This is a genomic window from Desulfosarcina variabilis str. Montpellier, assembly GCF_048565275.1.
Classification (GTDB): Bacteria; Desulfobacterota; Desulfobacteria; order Desulfobacterales; family Desulfosarcinaceae; genus Desulfosarcina; species Desulfosarcina variabilis.
Window position 1 is genome coordinate 6942007 of sequence record NZ_CP159846.1, and the last position, 17344, is coordinate 6959350.

The 17344-nt window shown below is 52.0% G+C and carries 19 protein-coding genes and 1 tRNA gene; 6 read left to right on the top strand and 14 right to left on the bottom strand.

Features of this window, described 5'->3' with window-relative positions; translation table 11 throughout:
• Nucleotides 1-28: 28 nt before the first annotated feature.
• Together Dvar_RS31400 and Dvar_RS31405 are read right to left on the bottom strand one after the other, a co-directional pair.
• A complete protein-coding gene (locus tag Dvar_RS31400) occupies nt 29-1774 on the bottom strand; it encodes a cation:proton antiporter (RefSeq protein WP_419657075.1) in 1746 nt (581 codons plus the stop codon).
• Nucleotides 1775-1884: 110 nt separating this feature from the next.
• Nucleotides 1885-3438, bottom strand: a complete 1554-nt coding sequence (locus Dvar_RS31405) for a PQQ-binding-like beta-propeller repeat protein (protein ID WP_419657076.1) — start codon at nt 3436-3438, stop codon at nt 1885-1887.
• Between Dvar_RS31405 and Dvar_RS31410 the strand changes: the two genes are divergently transcribed.
• Nucleotides 3425-3685: a hypothetical protein gene (locus Dvar_RS31410; protein ID WP_419657077.1), complete on the top strand. Its 261-nt coding sequence runs from the start codon at nt 3425-3427 to the stop codon at nt 3683-3685. The genes Dvar_RS31405 and Dvar_RS31410 overlap by 14 nt on opposite strands.
• Before the next feature lie 135 nt (nt 3686-3820).
• Nucleotides 3821-4111 carry a hypothetical protein gene (locus Dvar_RS31415; RefSeq protein WP_419657078.1) on the top strand — a complete coding sequence of 97 codons (291 nt, stop codon included), beginning with the start codon at nt 3821-3823 and terminating at the stop codon, nt 4109-4111.
• A 94-nt stretch (nt 4112-4205) separates the two neighbouring features.
• On the opposite strand, the gene Dvar_RS31420 is transcribed toward Dvar_RS31415, so the two are convergent.
• Both Dvar_RS31420 and Dvar_RS31425 read right to left on the bottom strand, forming a co-directional pair.
• Nucleotides 4206-4538, bottom strand: coding sequence for a PilZ domain-containing protein (locus Dvar_RS31420; protein WP_419657079.1), 333 nt, complete (start codon nt 4536-4538; stop codon nt 4206-4208).
• A gap of 178 nt (nt 4539-4716) precedes the next feature.
• Nucleotides 4717-5235, bottom strand: coding sequence for a GIY-YIG nuclease family protein (locus Dvar_RS31425; protein ID WP_419657080.1), 519 nt, complete (start codon nt 5233-5235; stop codon nt 4717-4719).
• A gap of 35 nt (nt 5236-5270) precedes the next feature.
• Here Dvar_RS31425 and Dvar_RS31430 point away from each other — a divergent pair, with 35 nt between their 5' ends.
• Nucleotides 5271-5537, top strand: a complete 267-nt coding sequence (locus tag Dvar_RS31430; RefSeq protein ID WP_419657081.1) for a hypothetical protein — start codon at nt 5271-5273, stop codon at nt 5535-5537.
• Between the two features lie 81 nt (nt 5538-5618).
• Here the strand turns inward: Dvar_RS31430 and Dvar_RS31435 are convergent, their stop codons facing one another.
• The 7 genes from Dvar_RS31435 to Dvar_RS31465 all read right to left on the bottom strand — a co-directional run bounded on the left by Dvar_RS31435 (nt 5619) and on the right by Dvar_RS31465 (nt 12943).
• Nucleotides 5619-5816: a DVU_1557 family redox protein gene (locus tag Dvar_RS31435; RefSeq protein WP_419657082.1), complete on the bottom strand. Its 198-nt coding sequence runs from the start codon at nt 5814-5816 to the stop codon at nt 5619-5621.
• Between the two features lie 3 nt (nt 5817-5819).
• The gene (locus Dvar_RS31440; protein ID WP_419657083.1) at nt 5820-8108 is read right to left on the bottom strand and encodes a pyridine nucleotide-disulfide oxidoreductase/dicluster-binding protein; all 2289 of its coding nucleotides are present in this window, start codon (nt 8106-8108) and stop codon (nt 5820-5822) included.
• Complete coding sequence (locus Dvar_RS31445) at nt 8105-11026, bottom strand: molybdopterin-dependent aldehyde oxidoreductase (RefSeq protein ID WP_419657084.1); 2922 nt, start codon at nt 11024-11026, stop codon at nt 8105-8107. Before Dvar_RS31445 ends, Dvar_RS31440 begins: the two co-directional genes overlap by 4 nt.
• An 80-nt stretch (nt 11027-11106) precedes the next feature.
• The gene (locus Dvar_RS31450; protein ID WP_419657085.1) at nt 11107-11484 is read right to left on the bottom strand and encodes a 4Fe-4S dicluster domain-containing protein; all 378 of its coding nucleotides are present in this window, start codon (nt 11482-11484) and stop codon (nt 11107-11109) included.
• A gap of 121 nt (nt 11485-11605) precedes the next feature.
• Nucleotides 11606-11848 carry a glycine radical domain-containing protein gene (locus Dvar_RS31455; RefSeq protein ID WP_419657086.1) on the bottom strand — a complete coding sequence of 81 codons (243 nt, stop codon included), beginning with the start codon at nt 11846-11848 and terminating at the stop codon, nt 11606-11608.
• Complete coding sequence (locus Dvar_RS31460; protein WP_419664186.1) at nt 11829-12242, bottom strand: pyruvate formate lyase family protein; 414 nt, start codon at nt 12240-12242, stop codon at nt 11829-11831. The genes Dvar_RS31455 and Dvar_RS31460 overlap by 20 nt, the downstream gene beginning before the upstream one ends.
• The gene (locus tag Dvar_RS31465; RefSeq protein WP_419657087.1) at nt 12233-12943 is read right to left on the bottom strand and encodes a pyruvate formate lyase family protein; all 711 of its coding nucleotides are present in this window, start codon (nt 12941-12943) and stop codon (nt 12233-12235) included. Before Dvar_RS31465 ends, Dvar_RS31460 begins: the two co-directional genes overlap by 10 nt.
• Before the next feature lie 188 nt (nt 12944-13131).
• On the opposite strand from Dvar_RS31465, the gene Dvar_RS31470 reads away from it, so the two are divergent.
• Together Dvar_RS31470 and Dvar_RS31475 are read left to right on the top strand one after the other, a co-directional pair.
• Complete coding sequence (locus tag Dvar_RS31470) at nt 13132-13371, top strand: antitoxin (protein ID WP_419657088.1); 240 nt, start codon at nt 13132-13134, stop codon at nt 13369-13371.
• Nucleotides 13368-13778: a type II toxin-antitoxin system VapC family toxin gene (locus tag Dvar_RS31475; RefSeq protein ID WP_419657089.1), complete on the top strand. Its 411-nt coding sequence runs from the start codon at nt 13368-13370 to the stop codon at nt 13776-13778. The genes Dvar_RS31470 and Dvar_RS31475 overlap by 4 nt, the downstream gene beginning before the upstream one ends.
• Nucleotides 13779-13886: 108 nt before the next feature.
• Here Dvar_RS31475 and Dvar_RS31480 read toward each other — a convergent pair whose 3' ends face one another.
• Nucleotides 13887-14135, bottom strand: coding sequence for a hypothetical protein (locus Dvar_RS31480; protein ID WP_419657090.1), 249 nt, complete (start codon nt 14133-14135; stop codon nt 13887-13889).
• A 76-nt stretch (nt 14136-14211) separates the two neighbouring features.
• Here Dvar_RS31480 and Dvar_RS31485 point away from each other — a divergent pair, with 76 nt between their 5' ends.
• Nucleotides 14212-14859: a tyrosine-type recombinase/integrase gene (locus tag Dvar_RS31485; RefSeq protein ID WP_419657091.1), complete on the top strand. Its 648-nt coding sequence runs from the start codon at nt 14212-14214 to the stop codon at nt 14857-14859.
• Between the two features lie 22 nt (nt 14860-14881).
• Here the strand turns inward: Dvar_RS31485 and Dvar_RS31490 are convergent.
• Both Dvar_RS31490 and Dvar_RS31495 read right to left on the bottom strand, forming a co-directional pair.
• A tRNA-Met gene (locus Dvar_RS31490) sits at nt 14882-14958 on the bottom strand.
• A 78-nt stretch (nt 14959-15036) separates the two neighbouring features.
• Entirely contained in the window at nt 15037-17334 is a 2298-nt protein-coding gene (locus tag Dvar_RS31495; RefSeq protein ID WP_419657092.1) for a zinc-ribbon domain-containing protein, read from the bottom strand.
• Between the last annotated feature and the right edge of the window lie 10 nt (nt 17335-17344).

A 17344-nucleotide genomic window follows, 5' to 3' on the forward strand; every position in this document is an offset into this window, starting at 1 on the left:
AGTGCCCATCCAGATTTCTGGACAGACACTAAATATTCTTTCCATCCGCGCGGTTTTGCACATCCTGATGGTGGGCACTTTGAATGTGGATTGAGAGCACATCGTTGTGACGAACCACACCGGCCAGGACTCTGGGGTTATCCTGCTCGACCACCAGCAAATACGCGTCATGGGGATAATTTTTCAGTTCGTGGATGGCTTTTTCCAGGGTGTCTTGCGGGGTGAGCTTCAAGCGGACATCGGAAGCGATGTCATCGGCCACAATCAAATGACGGAGGCTCGGATCAAACGGTGTATTGGCAATGTCACTGTATTTAATAACCCCCACCAGCTCTTTTTGATCATTCACCACCGGCAACCGATCATAACGGCTGTGTCCCAGCGCTTTCAAAACCTCGTCAAACGGCGCCCGGTTGGATATCACGTCCACATTGCGGCGCATGATGTGACCGACCCGAAGTTCGGACGTCTGTTTTCCATTTGATACCGGCGAAATCCCCAGCGCACTGCTGAACTGGGTCAGAACCTGGTGCAACCCCTCTCCATAGCCCACCCGACTGCGTTGGACCACAAGGTTAAGGACCGTTACTTCACCGGCGTTGACCAGCGAAATCCGGGTAAGCAAAGGCCCCACCCCTTCAAATACCACCACCGATGCCAAAATGATCGTCTGCACCACTTCACCGGATTCCGGCCACGCACGGGCCAATGTCTCGGCCAGCCCAATGGCCAGACCAGCCTGGGCCAGCATGGCCGGCCCCAGCCAGGCCTTGATGTTTGGAGACGTACCGGCGATCCTCGCCCCCAGTCGGCATCCAAGATATTTGCCGGCAAAACGCGCGGCCACATAGGCAATCCCCAAAAGGCCCATGCGGCCCAATGATTCCAGATGCAACTCAGCACCGGCCAGGATAAAGAAAAGCACATACAGCGGATAGTCGATCGCCGTCAGTTCCTCGAATATCCGCCTGCCAAACGGAGATGCATTCACGGCGATGACACCGGCAATCATGGTGGTCAGCATGGCCGATAGGTTCATCACATCAGCCAGGCCGGCGGTAATGGCAACCGCGGCGATCACCAGAATCTGCCGTTCCACAGGCCTAACCAACCGCTGATCCATGAGCGCGATACCAAAGCCGATCAAGGTTCCCAAAACAAACGGACCGCTGATTTGAATGATTATAGAAAGAACGGACGCGATTTCGGTCAGTGCACTGTTTCTCAGCAGGATAAAGGCGATAATGGCCACCAGGTTGTTAATGCCGATCAGTGGCAGGATCGTGTCGGTCAGAGAGCCTTCGGACTGATATTCGCGCATGACCATTTGGGTTGCCGCCGGCGCGGTGGTAACGGACATCACCGTCAGAAAAGCGGCCACCAATGGTGATGCCCCCGCAATCATGGTCCCGAATCCAACCAATAGTGCTGTCAGCCCGATTTCAATGACACTGATTCGAAAGCGCCGCAGGCCCATTTTTCGGACCGCCTCAAGACTGAAACTGCCGCCGATGGTGAAAACAATCAGCCCCAATATTGTATCGTGCAGGGGAACGAGGATATGAATTTTCTCAAGGGTAAGCAGCACGGGAAGGCCCAGAAGAGCAACAGAAGGTCCGGCGGCCAGCCCCACGATCAGGTAACCGGTCACGCGGGGCATTCCCATTGTAGCACTCAATCGGCCTGCGCCAAGGGCAAGCAAATACACCAAGCCAAGGGATAAAAGCAAAGGCATCATGGGCGATAGCGATCCAAAGGATAAAGGCATTACCATAAAATGGATGAGGCTTGGTTGCCGGTGATGCCGGCATTACGGTGCATCATCGACGGGCATTCTCTTTCTTTTCGTGAATGAATTCAAGAGAAGATTGTCGAATTGAAGTCCTAATTGGGTGAGATTTTATAAACCACATTGTCGATATCACTGGTCAGATAAATATTACCAGCCTTGGAAACCGTTACTCCACTTAAGGTGAAAAATCCTTCCGGAACGAATAACCCCACAGGCAGATGCTTGACCAACGTGTTGACAGCACCAGTCTCGGGATCTACCTGAAGCAATTCCTGGGTGCCGACATTCACAACCAGAATCGTCCCATCCGGTTTGACGGCGATGCCTTCGGGCTTGCGCAATTTATCGCTAATGGTTTGCTTTTTTCCGGTTTTGATGTCGATCTTCGTGATTCTGCCAGCCAAATACTCGGTCACATACACCGCCTTCTTGCCAGCAGGGGCAATATACATTGGCAGGGCCAGATCCGCAGCCACCGTGGTTCTTTTTTTACCGGCTTTGTCGTATACCCGAACAATGCTGTTGGTTTCCGCCTCAGCAACCAAAATGCTCTGATCATCCAGCATCAACATCCCCAAGGGAGTTTTAAAATCCGGGATGGTGTAGAGCAGATCATCGGTTTTGGCATCAAAGACTTCCACCGCCTTGCGCATCCAACCGGACATCAAAACGGTTTCCCCGGTAATACTGGCTGCGTTGGGAAAGGCGCCGCCCTTGGTCGACTCGTGAACTTCACCGGTAAACCCGTCCACGCGTTTGTAGGCAAAATTATCCGCCACAAACAGGACCTCTCCTTGGGGACTGTCCCAGACCGCAATCCCCTGGGGACAGGCCAGGCGGCCTTTGACCACGGTCCGGACTTTCCCGGTATCGACGTCAACCTCGAAAATGCTGCCATCGCCGTTGGTACTGATAAATATTCGGTCCTGCTGATCAATGGCAAGATTGTCCAGATGGGGCACCAGCGTGGCAACGACCTGCTTCTTTCCGGTCTTGATGTCCACACGGACCAATTCCCCGGCCTTGTTGTCGATTACGAACAGATTGCCCTTGGAGTCGAATTTGACTGCCGCGGGCACTTTAAATCCATCGGCAATCACCGTTATCTTGCCGGTCTTCACATTGACTTTGACCACATCCCCCTTGAACCAGCGGGGGCCGTAAATATAACCATCACTGTGAACCCTGAATGCATTCAATCCGCCCAGGTTTTCGGCAATTTTGCGGTTGTTCATCTTTCCCGACAGATCGAGTTCCCAAAGCGCATCCCCCATAAAGACCTGGGTAAAAAAAACACGCCCGTCCGGGCTCCTGGCGATGGCATTGGCACCGGGAAGGTTTTCTGCCAGGGTGAGGATTTTTCCATCAGCGCCACGGGCGAAAACTTTTCCCAGGAAAAAGGCAGTCCAGATGACCCGTCCACCGGGCTCAAAAATCAAGTCATCCGCGCCCCCATAGGGAGGCAGGATATACGGGGTGAGTTCCCCGCTCTCCTTGTCGATTTTATAGGTTGTGGATGACTGCACCACACCGCCGTATAGGGTTCCCTGGCTGTCGAAGGCAATCCCGTTGAATCCATTGACTTGTGTTTTGGGCATGAGGGCCTGGATCCGATAGCCGGGATCCACAACGGTGGGCAGTGTCATCTGTGTTCCTGCAAGCGCCATTGATGGAACCAGCAGACAAATCGTGAAAAAAAGTACCGATCTGACAAAATTCTTTTTCAACACCATCTCAATCCTCCTCCTTTTCATTGCCATAGTAACGGTTTCTCCAAACGCTTATCGCAATCCTAGCGACAACGACGCTTCATTATCCAAATTCAACGCTAAACGGAGTATTACAGGTGAAGTAAAGATCGGTTTTAACGCAGATTTAAATCGAGCGTTCTAAACAAGAATTAGTCGTTTATCGGTGGTCTGTCAAGAATTCATTGACCCTTTTCAGGTAAATCGATTAAGACGATACCCGTTGACAGGCTAGTTACCACTAGCTACCCATAAACCCATTGATAACTATTGAATTCTTATGATTATCTCACAGTCAGAACTATTTCAAAAAATATCCGCCGCAGTGCTGCACCTTAAAAGTGAAGCCGCTGATAAAATGGAAGCGGCCGGAACCATCGGCATGCTTGAGAACACCCTTAATCTTCTGAGCGCCGCGTCCATCCAACTGAACATCGATGAATTTCCCACCGATGAAGCGGACTGTCTGGCATTGATCAACAATGCTGAAAACGGCTTGGATGAATCCGACCTTGAAGAATTGAAATACTTGGCGCAAAGCCTGCGGTGGGCACTGGACGTCGTGTCCTGAAAAGGCAAGGGGCAACACCCAAAAAGCCTGAACCATCAGCGGGAAAGTGATCAATAACAGTGTGGGAGACTGAAAAAACGGCGAAACATTCTATCTATTCTGACAATTTACAAAGTATATCGACAAAATTTGAAATTTGATCCGATGCACCACTAAACCGGATTCCTGATCGATACTTGCCATCGGCATGGGGCATCGAATAGATTAGAAACGCATCAACCTTTAAGGTCTGCCCATCATTGTATGATGCATGAATGGACAATGTGGTGGCATCTACGGGTTCGTTCGACTCAAACATCATCCCGTCCGTGCTGATATCCAAAGCAAAACCGATCCCCTGGGTTTCAATTTGGCCATTTGAATCGCTGACCACATAAATAATCGGGTAGTTAATCTCTATTCGTTCGGATTTTCTACGTTCATTCATGATTGTTCCACCATTTCTAATTTTTGGTAACTGACTTATTCTCCAGGATAAAACGACAAAATGGTTTCTGCAATGGTTTATTGGGTGTTCTTTTGCCCGCCATTTAAAAAAAATAAAAACCCGGAAAGGGCGTTGTTACCTCCCTTTCCGGGTTTAACATCATCTGAAGTATGCTTAATCAAGCCGGAACAGCTTGCGGCGCAGCACTTTTATCGCCTTCTTCGTTCTCAATGCGTGATGCAACGTTTTTGATTTTTGTCGCCCGTTCAGCTTTTTTCTTCGGTTTTTCGGCCTGGTCAATCGGTTGCTCATATGATGCGAGAGAGGCTGCAATGGCATTGATTTTTTCAGCCATTTTCTGCATGTCGACAGCTAACGAATGGATTTCCTTTTTTATTTTTTCGTTATTGATCATTGTTAACATTTCCTTTCCTTTTTTAAGTTGTTCCAATTTCCTGTTTGCAGGTAGTTTTTTGATTCGGTGCTCAAGCTTGAGGGCGCCGCTTCTGGTCAGGTTTTCACACATTCCCACAAGCGTAACGGGTCTTCGCGATCGGGTATATTTAGCACCATTTCCGCTATTGTGGGCTTGCAACCGCCGCTTTAAATCGTTGGTCACGCCGCAATAAAGGGATTGATCTGCACACCTGACCAAATACACAATCCAGCTGTGATCAAGGCTCAACTGTTCACTCAACCGTTTGTTCTCTTAATTCGATTTCGAGCTTGTTCATGAAAAACACCGGTTTTGAAATCGGGGTTGAGACGTTAAAAAAGGAAGGTCTAAAACAAATATCCGTCGCCGGTTATAATGTCAACAACTTGTTGCTTGCCTGTGAAATTTTCGTTGAAGCGAATGAGAAAAAGTGTATCCACTTGTGCGTGATTGAGGGCAAAACGGGAATTGGAAGTCATCTTTTAGATAGTGTCCATCCAGAAATAGGCAAATTTGGTCGAGATCAAGGCGCCCTAAAAATTTTACCACAGACATATGGTTGATATTTCGAGGATAAAATTTTTCGCGCAACGCCGATATCGGGCAAATTGGTCATTTCTGGATTGGCAATAGATATGGGTAGTCTATTTATCCTCAAGCAAAGTCTCCACTTCCCTTATCCGGGTTTTAACCAGCTCCTCCGGGATATAGACCTGACCGCAGTCCGGGCACCGCAGAAGATCGGTGAAGAAATGGTTTCCCAGATACTCGAAATCGACTTTTTGCTTTTCCAGCCTTTTCTGGCACAACTGGCATATTTTATTTGGTTTGTCTGCTGCCATAGGTCACTTTTCCACTATCTCCATGCGATGCCCGTACCCGTTTACCAATTCATAGGTCAACGGGTTCCCGGCACGGCCCCGGATGCGGTATTCGACCCAGAAGGTCATGTGGCCGATCTTGAGATGGCCGATATAAAGGTTGGTGTCCGGGTCCAGGATTTTCTTGCCGGTGGTTTCACAAAAGGTCACCACGGCCTGCATGTCTGATTCCAGAATTCTCTTGCGGCTGAGATCGGCCTTGACCGTTTCGGGAATATGCAGGTTCACGCCGGCGTTCCTTTCTTCTGCCTTCGCATCAGGTTCTTCTCCCCAGAATTTCTTCAGGGCCTGCCGTTTGAGAAGCGCACGGTTGTTCTGCTGCTCGGTCAGGGTTGGCGGTCGCCGGTCCGGCCCGTTAATATTAAAAAGGATATCCAGGATATGGTAAACGGGTTTGCCCACCCGGGCAAAAATGTCACGGCAGTTGATGCAGTAGGCGACATAAGGATGGGGGCGCTGGCTGATCCTGGATCTGGCGATTTCACGGGCATATCCGGGGCTGGCAATGGAAATCTGCCCGCCCCAGCTGCAGCACTGGGCCAGGTCCTTTTCCATGGGCAGCGGCTTTATGTCAAATCCCGCTGCGCCGACAAGGTCCCTGATGGTCTGCTGAAGTTCTGGCTCTTCCCGGCTTGCACAGGGATCAAAGACGCAGACGGGTGCGGCTTGGCGGTTTTCGACCGTGTCCGCAATCGACTTTTCATCCCGCTCCTGAAGCAGAGGATAGAGGAATTGCCCCGGAATATCCGGCAGATGCCGCCGGATCAGCTGGCTGCAGGTGGGGCAGGCAAAAACCATCTGTGGTTTGCCCAGGGCAACCCATTGCTTCCGGATGTCCGCCAGTATGTCTCCGTGCTGCTTTTCCTCTCCGGCCCAGTGGGCAGGAGCACCGCAGCAACCGGTCATCAGGGCGGTGTCCGGGTAGAGCGCCAGCAGCCGCTCGTAGGCGCCGATCACATATCGGGGATCCGATCCGCCCAGTCGGCACCCCGGGAAAAACAGATAGCGGCTGGTTCCTTTTTTCTGATCGGCCTGTTCCGGTGGCGGCTTGACGAGCCGGACCCGATCCGAATTGCTGAAGGCCATATCCTTGAGCCAGAAATCGTGAAAGGCCCAGGGCATGGCCCCTTTTTGGGCCATGATGCGATGGCTGGCCAGCAGGAATTCGCCCATGTCGATGTCCAGGGGACAGACGGTGCGGCACAGCCCGCAATGGTTGCAGGAGGCCATGAATCGCTTGGCAATGGTGCCGTCGCCGGCCAGGGTGCCCGGATGGATGGTGGCTTCCACATCGTCGGCGACCTTTACGGGGGTTTTCTTGGCGTGCCGCATGAGATCACAGTGGCGCACACAGGCGTCGCAGGCACACTTCAGGCATCGTCGGGCCTCATTGACGGCTTCGTCTTTGGCATAGCCCGTCCCGTCTGCCGGTAAAACAGACGAAAGCGCTTCAATCCGCCGGGTATTCATCCGCAGACGGGTTCCCCGCTGCCGCATGGGGGCGTCCATGCGGCCCACCTTGAGATACCGTTCAATGGCATGTACGGCCTCGAGTCCATCGGCAATAGCCTCGCAGCAGTTTCTGCCCAGCAGCCCGCCGCCCATGAACACCCCGGGCCGGTCCGAGGCAAAAGCCCCGTTCCGATCCGGTTTTAACCCGAAATCCCGTCCATTGGCGCCGGTGGCCACATAGACGGCTTCAAAATCAGATATGATCTCATCAAGATGGGTGATTTCCCGATCGACCAGGGTGTATGTTTCATGCATGAACTGCTGGTCGATGTCCGGCATGTAGACATCTTCCGGCAGCAGATCCTTCAAGTGGCCGCCCACCCGCCCCTTTTTGTCAAACAGGGTCACCGCATATTTTTTCTGGCACAGGCGCAGGGCACAGGCCAGCCCGCCGGGGCCGGCCCCGATGACGGCAATGGTTTTGTTTTTTGCCGGCAGGTTGAAATCATAGGGTGCTGTCCGGGTGGCGTGATCCAGCACCGCCTTTTCCAGAAGCCCCATGGAAACGGAATCATCGACCTGCCCCCGGATGCAGACCGGTTTGCAGGGCTGCTCGCACAATCTGGACACAATGGCCGGAAATCCGACGGCATTGTGATAGGCCCTGAATGCCCCGTTAAATGCCCCTCGTTCAATTTTGGTCACAAAATCCGTGACATCCAGGTGAAACGGACAGGCCGCCGTACAGAAAGCCGGTTCGTTCTGCAGGCATTGGCCGATGATGTCCTTGCGGGAGATCAATAGAACCGCGCTCCTTCCCCTTCTCCCAGGAATTCAAACATGTCGTGTCCCCGGAATTTCACGGGATTGGCCTTGATGTTTTCCAGTTCCTCATACAGATCGGATCCCAGAAAATATTTTTTCGGCGGCGTGATCGTATTTCCTGCGGCCAGAAGATCCAGGCCGGCCTTGACTTTTTCAGGCAGGGCCGGCAGATCGAAGATCCGCACCCCGCAGGCATTGTAGATGGCGTTGATCAAGGCAACATGGCCGGAGGACTGGAAGGCCTCCGAGGCCCCGGAAGAGCCGAAGGGACCGTCTTCTCTGGCATTTTCGCAAGCGATCAGAACAATCTGGTCCGGAATGTCCTTGATATAGGGGACCCCGCTTCTGGCGATGTTGGTGTGTTTCTTCACATCACTGTAGTCCTCGCTGAGGGCAAACCCGATGGAGTGGGAAATGCCGCCGTAGGCCTGTCCCTCCACGGCAGCGATATTGCCGATTTTTCCCACATCGTAAACACAGACAAAGCGCATTACGGTGGTCTTACCCGTGGCTGTATCCACCTCCACCTCAGCCATGTTGAGCACGTAGGTGAAGGCCGGGGTGGGATCACCGACGCCGGTGTTGGGGTCCAGGCGGGTGATGGTGGGATCCACCGTGCAGGTATAGGTGGCCTCGAAGCGGGTATCGATGTCCTCGGCCTTCATCTGTGCATAGGTCCGGTAGGTGCCGTCGGGTTTTTGCATGGCCGCCATGAGTTTTTCCGCGGCCATTCGGGTCGCATGGCCGTTCATGTAATGGGACCGGCTGGCCGCGGACATGCCGGAATCCGGGCAGATTTTGGTGTCGTTCTGGCAGAGCCGGATTCGATCGGGGGTGACGCCCATGGGTTTCAGTGCCTCCAGGGTGACCATGAGCGATCCCACGTCACCTCCCTGGCCCAGGTCCTGCCAGGTGTCGAATTTGAGGATCCGATCCTCGGCATCCAGTTCCAGGATTACCGTACATTGATCGGTGCCGCCCTCGGTAACGTTGAAGCCGCCCCAGGCAAGACCGACGCCCCGCCTTTTCTCCGGCGTGTCGGCCGCTTTTGCATCGGCCACCGCCGTCTCGTAATGGGGGCGCAGCTTTTCCATCATCTCTTGCATGGGATAGTCTTTGAACACATGGCTGTTGATGTTGGTGTCACCGGGACGGGCAATGTTGATCCAGCGGAATTCAAAAGGATCGATGCCCATTTTCTCGGCCAGCATGTCCATGAGGGCTTCGGACATGGTATAGGCCTGGGGAGAACCATAGCTTCGGTAGGCGGTTCCAAAGGTATGGTTGGTGTTGGCCACCCGGCACAGGCCGGCCACATGGGGAACATTATAGGGAAAAAATGAAAACCGGACGGGTTTTTCCATGACATGGTCCCCTCCCCAGGAGTAGGCGCCGTGATCCAGCCCGACATCAAACTCGGCCGCCGTGATCCGCCCCTTTTCATCACAGGCCACCCGGCCGTTGGAATACGACGGACACCGTTTGCCGCTGAAATGCTGATGTTCTTCGTAACTCAGAGATAGCGCCACCGGGCCGTTGACGGCAACGGCGGCCGCCCCGGCCAGACACAGATCGCCGGCGTTGGTGGACCAGCCGAAACTGGCGCCGTTGAAATTGTCGACGATGCGCAGCTTATCCATGGGAACCCCGAGGGAAGCGCCGATCCGGCTGATGGACGTATAAAGTCCCTGGGATTTGCACTGGAAGGTCAGGCAGTCTTCTTCGTCGAAGTAGGCCTGAACCGTGCACCCTTCGATGGACAGATGCGGCTCCCGGGAGGAGTAAAAGCTGCCTTCCACACTGCAGGCCGAGTCGTCCAGGATTTCAGGAATTTTTTCCGCATCCTCCAGGGCATCCCCCTTCAGGACCGGCTGGTAGCAGAACAGGTTGGGGGTGTCCTCATGCACCCGGATCGCATCAGGCATGACCGCGTCCAGAAAATTGAGGTATTCGGGCAACGGCTCGACGTCCACCACCACCTTGGCGGCCGCGGCCCGGGCCTGGGCCGGGGTGTGGGCAATGGCCAGGGCCACCACATCCCCGTAGCGGAAGATTTTCTCATCACAGAGAATTTTTCTGGACGGAAGGGTTACTGTGGACCGTTCGTGCAGGTTGGCCTCGGCCATCTGGTTGGTGCCCCCGTTGGCCTTGATGTCCGCATGGGTGATCACCTTGACCACGCCCGGCATGTTAAGGGCCTCTTCCGTGTTGATTTTCAAAATTTTGGCGTGGTGGGCCACCCGGGGCTGGACCACGGCCACGTGAAGGGTTTCGGGCGGCATTTTCAGCGCCATGTCCTCGCCGTAGTCAGCCAGGCCCGTGACCTTTGCCAGGGCCGCCGGGCGAACCAGGGGCTTGCCATAGCATTCATTGTCTTCCGGCGGGGTGTAGGAGATCTCCTCGATGGTGGCTTCCCCACGGACTACCCGGGCCGCAGCCATGACCGCATCCACGAGCTGCTTGTATCCGGTGCAGCGGCACACGTTTCTATGCTTCTGAAACCAGCCCCTGACTTCTTCCCGGGTAGGATTGTCGTTTTGGAGCAGCAAAGCATAGGCGGAAACAATGAATCCCGGTGCGCAGAACCCGCACTGAACCGCGCCATGATTCATCCAGGCCACCTGAAGCGGATGCAGGTTGTCCGGGGTGCCGATGCCTTCGAGTGTCGTGATTCGGGAGTATTCCTCCACTTTCTTGATTTTTCTGGCACAGGAGCGGACGAGTTTGCCGTTCAGGATCACGGAGCATGATCCACAAACGCCCGTGTCACATCCGATTTTGACACTGGTCAGTCCGATACGGCGCAGTACCTGGGCAAGATAATCGTTTTCCGGATCGCAGACCAGCATGCGGTCCGCGCCATTGATGGTCAGCCATATTTTTCTTGGTTTCATAGCGTTTTTTCCTTCAAGCTTTATAACTTTTCAATAATCATTTGTCTTCTATACTACACCCTGATCGATCGTGGCATCAACTACCTTGACAAAGCCGAATCCTTATCGATTTCCTGTAAAATCGAGTCCACTGTTGCCGTGTATCCATAGGCCGTGCGGGCACCGGCCGGGCATTCGTCGACGCATTGCCGGCAGTCGCAGCAGCGGTTCATGTCGGTGGTGAAAACATCCTGTCCGGTATCGTAGGCAATGGCATTTTCGGGGCAGTTCTCCACGCAGTTGAAACAATGGGTACACTTGATTTGACGGACACCGAAATCGGTGACCATCTCGTGTGATTCCGGTGTGGAGCACCATTGGCATCGCAGCGGGCAGCCTTTCAGAAAAAACACGCTGCGCAATCCGTCTCCGTCGTAGCTGGAGAGCTTTTCTATTCTTAGAATCCTGCCACTGGTCATCTGTTTCACCTTATACAATCCTGAATTACGCACTTAACCAATGATTCGGTACTGATGGGCCATTCAGGTGAGTTGAAGGGCCCATCAGCGTTTTTCATGCGCTCGTGAATGAACCGTCGTGTTAGCAGCAGCCGCCTATGGGTGCGCCGGAAAACGACTCCTGAACGGTCCGGTCGATGATTTCATCTTGAACGTCCGGGCAAAGCTCAACAAAATAGGCGGTGTATCCGGCGACCCGTACCAGCAGGTCACGGTAGTCGTCCGGATCTTGTTGGGCTTTGATGAGGGTCTCTTTGTCCACCACATTGAATTGGGCATGATAAACGCCCAGTGAGCATGCACTTTTAACCGGAAGGCAGAGCACCCACCACTTTTCCCAGCGGCACGTGGGCGGTCACCGGCAAGATGCCCGCCATCAGCTTACCGTATTTGCTGTCCTGGGTGTTGGTTTTGATTGCCAAATAGGAAAGCATTTCTGCGGCCACCCGGTCGGGTCCTTCTAAATCGTTGCCGTATTTTTCGGCATCCAGGCATTTTTTGTGAACATCCTCAAAGCTGACAAAGTCGGCTGTCAAGGCGTGCAGGAGTTTTTCCATGGAAACGGTTTGCTTTTCGAAAACCAGTTCTTTGGCTGTGGCAATGCTGTTGATGAAGTCAGACACACCGTCATAGATAATGCCATTGCCGCACTCATACTTGGTGCCGCCGTGGGTGTAGTCGGTGGCCGTATCGATACAGTTGCGGAAGCTTAAAGAAATAAGCGGATGCGTCCGCTAAGGTTGGTCTCCACGCAGCCGCAAGGGTTCCAATCGTAGGCCTCGTGCAGCGGTACGCCTTTGTTCTGCATCATGCGGATGCCCACTTCGTCATTGTGAAAGGCAGGAAATCCATTACCGGTGTTGATGCATTCGGCGCATTTGCGCAGGTAGGAATCGGGATTCTTGGCCAGGTTATAGCGCACGGACAACGAGGGTTGGTAGAGCATGGTGTCCATGGAGGCCTGGATGACCATATAGGAGAGGTCGTTGACCGCGTCCTGCCCGTTGGCATCGATCCCGCCGGCACAGACGTTCTGAAACATGGTGTAGCCGTTGGCGTACTCGGCGGTGACTTCATCCTGGAACAGACAGGGCTCGGCCAGCTTGATCCAGGTGCAGTCCAAAAGCTCCTGGGCGGCTTCGGGAGTTATTCGGCCGGCCTCGATATCGGCCTTGTAGTAAGGATAAAGATACTGATCGATGCGGCCCAGGTTGTAGCTGGCGGCATTTTGTTCCATGAAGATCGATGAATGGTATAGGTAGACAAACTGCAAGGCCTCATGAAATGTGCGGGCAGGGCGGACGGGAATCTGGGAAAACACATCGGCAATGTTCTCCAACTCCTCCCGGCGCTGTTCATCGATTTCTGCGGCCGCCAGGCGCAACGCTTCCTCGCGAAATGATGAACCCTTGTCATCCAATGGCTTATTGTTGTGTGCGTATCAGGGCATTGATCGGTGTCGCCCTGTGACTATTCATTTTGTTTTAGAGTGTTACGGTCTCTGGCGCATTACCCACAGCTTTGTTGGCAGCCCTAAAGCTTTCAATTTAACATCGAATACGACCTGTCAAATGCTAAGGCATATACCAAAATGGAGAGATAAAAATAATGCAAACCCAAAGACATGTTCGCTTATTTCGAAACGGACGCAATCAGGCCATCCGGATTCCCCGTGAGTTTGAACTCGAGGGCGATGAAGCGATTCTGCGCAAAGAAGGCAACCGGTTGATCGTGGAACCCATCGAAAAAAGGGGATTACTAAAGATTCTGGGCGGTTTGAAAAAGCTGGACGAGACGTTTCCTGATATTGACGACGAACTGCCGTCTTTGGAAGATATAACACTGTGAATCCGAAACGACGCTTCTTACTGGACACCAACATTCTCTCGGACTTGGTTAGAAATCCTCAAGGAGCAGTTACCAATCACATTTTAAAAGAAGGCGAAAGCAGTGTCTGTACCAGTATCGTTGTCGCTACTGAATTACGATTCGGAGCCGAAAAGAGAGGACCTCAACGTCTCACCACGCAACTTGAAACCATACTTTCCGCCATAGAAATATTGCCGATGGAGGAACCGACGGATCGTCAATACGCCAGGCTCAGATATCATCTGGAAAAAGCAGGAACCCCTATCGGTCCGAACGATATGCTGATAGCAGCCCATGCGCTCACTCTGGGCCTAACCTTGGTCACTGCCAACCAGAATGAGTTTCACCGTGTTCCGGGACTTGCGGTGGGAAACTGGCTGGAGTGAGAATTCGCTGAATCAGATCCCAGCCGTCACCCATGGGCACCGCAGTACCCATGGGTGATATGGTTGATATGTTTTTTTGGTGCTCGAGAATCGAGCATTTCACGATGCCTAAACAGGCACATCCATAACGAAATAGCCATATGGTTTTTTGGTCAATGTGAACTCTGGGGGGACAACGATTGTCGTATCCGTTAACGGCACAATTGCCGGGCCGGTAACGACCATTCCCGTTTCAAGTTTTTCACCGTCATAAAACGGAGTCTCCGCAAAACCAAAATCAGGGCCAAAATATGCCTTCTGTTTTCCCAAAAGCGTTCCTGAAGGGTCTGCGGCTCTGATGTTGTCATCTTTTTTCAAGGAAGTCGCCAACCGCTGGTTGGAAATCCACATTAAGAGTTCAAAACGAAAAACCACATATGACCGATACAACTGAATGCTGAAACTGTATATCAACCCGCAGATCGGTTCATTTGAAATCGACTGTCTTGCCCGTGGTGATGTTATCAAGACGCTTCGGAGTATACGGGCAAAGGGAAAGTCCAAAAACACCGTTGAAGCTGGCAGGAACGTCATCAGCGGTGTTTGTGAATATGCAATCGACGAGGAACACATAAAGGACAATCCATGTGTCGGTGTGATCAGGCGCTTGGGCTTCCAGCGTAAAAAGGACCGAAAACCCATTACCGTCTTTACGCCGGATGAGGTGGAATCCATCCTGCAAAAAAGCCTGGAATATGGTCCACAATGGCATCCCCTATTCTTGGTTTGTTTTCGTGCCGGACTTCGGCTTGGTGAGGCGCTTGCGCTTGAATGGTCGGATCTGAACTGGAGAGAGGGTTATATTTTGGTGCAACGTTCTTTCCGCAATGGTCGAACCACACCAACAAAAAACGGTCGCCTTCGTCGAGTTGATATGACAGATCAACTGATTCCGGTTTTACGGAAATTGAACCTCAAGCGCACGGTTGATATTTACGGTCACATTCTGCCCACCGAAAACCGCAACATCCTCAACAGCCTGGACACACCCAACCGCACCCTATACGCACCCAGTAAAAATGAAAAGGCTGCAACCCGATAGGATTACAGCCTTTATGCTTAATTGGTGGCGATGCAGGGACTTGAACCCCGGACGCTGCGGATATGAGCCGCATGCTCTAACCAGCTGAGCTACATCGCCGTTGTTTTTTCCGTATCAAAAGAACAGCGGACTATTAACAGCTCATCGGCCATTAGTCAAGCCGAAAACCAAACCTTTTTATTTTAAGCTGGTCGAGCCAGTCACCTCAATGGTGAATTCTTCCAGGTCATCTGGTAAACTTGAAAAGACCACCATGAAAGGAATTGACTTGCCGGGTTCAATTTTCACATTACTCCGATTATCCCCCAAACGATTAGCCAGGCGGGCCTGGATTTTATCCCATTCCAGGTTGGACAACTCCAAATCTGACATCACATTTCCACAATAAACCGTCTCTTCATGGACTTCGACTTTGCCTGACTTAAAAATTTTACCAGTGATAGTGACCATGCCACGATTCTCGGTGTAACCATTTTTAACCTTACCAGTGATGACAAACAATTTTCCAACATTGGTATTGTCGATAAACCGGCTGTTGATATCATGCGTAGCCAATTTAATGTTGCCTGGATCCTGGTCTTTGGGTTTCAAATAGTCACTGATAAATGGAATTTCGATATTGCTCTTGTTTAAAAAATAATAACTCCCATACCCGGCACCGCCCAGAATAACGATAATCAGAACAAGAAATACGAGCGACTTACTACTGGTTTCTTTTTTCTCCGGTTTGGGTTCAGGTGCGGATGCTGGTGCCGCTGGGGGAACGGTATCAAGGGTCTCATCTGCGACGTCTTCTTGATCGGCCGGTGCTGCCGCTGCCACAGCGTCAACCATGGCGACAGTTTCTTCAAGGCCCTCATCGGCCAAGGCTTGGTCCTCTAAGCCACCTTCATCCATCTCGAATTCCAATTCCATGTCCGCTGGCTGTTCAGAGGCAGCCTTATCAGCGAATTTGGCTGGAACATCATCTTCAAAATCGGATAAATCAAATTCAAGATCGTTATCAATGGCAACCGTTTCCGCTGCTTTGGCATTGTCATTGTCATCAGATAAATCGAGTTCCAGTTCCTGATCCTCTATGGTATCGTCACCAGCATCCGTGTCAACGTCTTCCAAAACCTGCTCAAGTTCGGAAAGATCCAGTTCTTCATCCGCCACGATTTGATCATTTCCGGATTCGGACATCCACTTTTCTGATTCAAGACTGGCTTCGATATCCAGATCCAAATCCTGCTCCGGAACACTGACTTTCTGTCCGCCGGCTTGCGGTTCTTCAAGCATTTTCTCGATTTCCGACAAATCGAGTTCACTGTCCTCAACACCACCGCCTGAAGACTCGGTTTTGCCCTCCTCATCCAGTTCCAATTCAAGATCTGCCAGTGTTTCGTCAGCGCCCTGGCGTTGATCCGTCTCATCTTTTGTGGGTTCATCGTATAGTTCAAGATCTAATTCGGGCAATTCATCTGCATCAGCAACCATGGTTGCGCTGTCATCTGCGCTTTCTTCATCGAACATTTCCTCTAAACTGGTCATGTCCAAATCGTCTTTAAGCACGGTTCCATCCGTTTTCGGTTTTTCCTCGCCCAGGCCATCATCTTCCAGGTCAAGTTCCAGCTCCAGTTCCATTTCGTCATCGGCAGATACGTCCGTATCCGATGCCGGTTTTGCCTCTTCGTCGGTGTCCACTTCCAGATCGAAATCAAGGGAAAGCTCGTCCATCTCGATATCATCTGATTCAGCAACCGGCGCCTCGGTCGATGGAACCGCTTCATCGATTTCAAGGTCCAGCGAAAGATCCAGATCATCCCCCGTTTCCATTGGTTCTTTGTCGAGTGAAACCCCACTATCATCGTCTTCTTCGAGTTCCAGAGACAGGTCGTCATCGTCCAAATCAATGGATTCATCTTCATCCAGATCGGTAATGACCATAGTCACACTATCATCGTCATCACTCGTTTCAGCAGGCATATCCAGATCAAGGTCGTCTCCCTCAAGATCGACAATAAGGGTCTCATCAGAATCCGGTTTTTCATCAAATGAAAGATCAAAGTCATCATCATCTAAATCGGCAACAACAGTGGCCGATAAATCGTCATCCTCAGTTGGCTCTGAAGACAAGTCCAATTCCAGATCATCATCATCGTCCAGGTTGGCGATCATCGTTGCTTCATTATCACCACCGGTTTCACCGGCGTCTAAATTCAGATCCTCGAGATCTTCGTCCAAGGCTTTGCTGACGGCTTCATCAATTTCATCAACTGTGTCATCGTCCGTATCTTCCGGCATCCCCATCGCCGTGGTTAAAGCGGCCTTGGATTCCTCCCTGTCGTCTGTTGATTCGGACGACGATGCCTGATCCGGGAATACGGTAAAAACACTGGCGCACACCGAACACCTGACTTTTGAACCCGTTGGTTTAAGCATCTTGTCGTCAAGATTAAAACTGGTGTTGCACGCTTTGCAGGTGATAATCATGACACCCTCA

What these genes read in the sequence shown, in the direction of transcription:
- Dvar_RS31400 (WP_419657075.1), bottom strand. Translation starts at nt 1,774, where the DNA reads ATGGTAATGCCTTTATCCTTTGGATCGCTATCGCCCATGATGCCTTTG.
- Dvar_RS31405 (WP_419657076.1), bottom strand. Translation starts at nt 3,438, where the DNA reads ATGACACTGCCCACCGTTGTGGATCCCGGCTATCGGATCCAGGCCCTC.
- Dvar_RS31415 (WP_419657078.1), top strand. Translation starts at nt 3,821, where the DNA reads ATGATTATCTCACAGTCAGAACTATTTCAAAAAATATCCGCCGCAGTG.
- Dvar_RS31420 (WP_419657079.1), bottom strand. Translation starts at nt 4,538, where the DNA reads ATGAATGAACGTAGAAAATCCGAACGAATAGAGATTAACTACCCGATT.
- Dvar_RS31430 (WP_419657081.1), top strand. Translation starts at nt 5,271, where the DNA reads ATGAAAAACACCGGTTTTGAAATCGGGGTTGAGACGTTAAAAAAGGAA.
- Dvar_RS31435 (WP_419657082.1), bottom strand. Translation starts at nt 5,816, where the DNA reads ATGGCAGCAGACAAACCAAATAAAATATGCCAGTTGTGCCAGAAAAGG.
- Dvar_RS31445 (WP_419657084.1), bottom strand. Translation starts at nt 11,026, where the DNA reads ATGAAACCAAGAAAAATATGGCTGACCATCAATGGCGCGGACCGCATG.
- Dvar_RS31450 (WP_419657085.1), bottom strand. Translation starts at nt 11,484, where the DNA reads ATGACCAGTGGCAGGATTCTAAGAATAGAAAAGCTCTCCAGCTACGAC.
- Dvar_RS31470 (WP_419657088.1), top strand. Translation starts at nt 13,132, where the DNA reads ATGCAAACCCAAAGACATGTTCGCTTATTTCGAAACGGACGCAATCAG.
- Dvar_RS31485 (WP_419657091.1), top strand. Translation starts at nt 14,212, where the DNA reads ATGCTGAAACTGTATATCAACCCGCAGATCGGTTCATTTGAAATCGAC.
- Dvar_RS31495 (WP_419657092.1), bottom strand. Translation starts at nt 17,334, where the DNA reads ATGATTATCACCTGCAAAGCGTGCAACACCAGTTTTAATCTTGACGAC.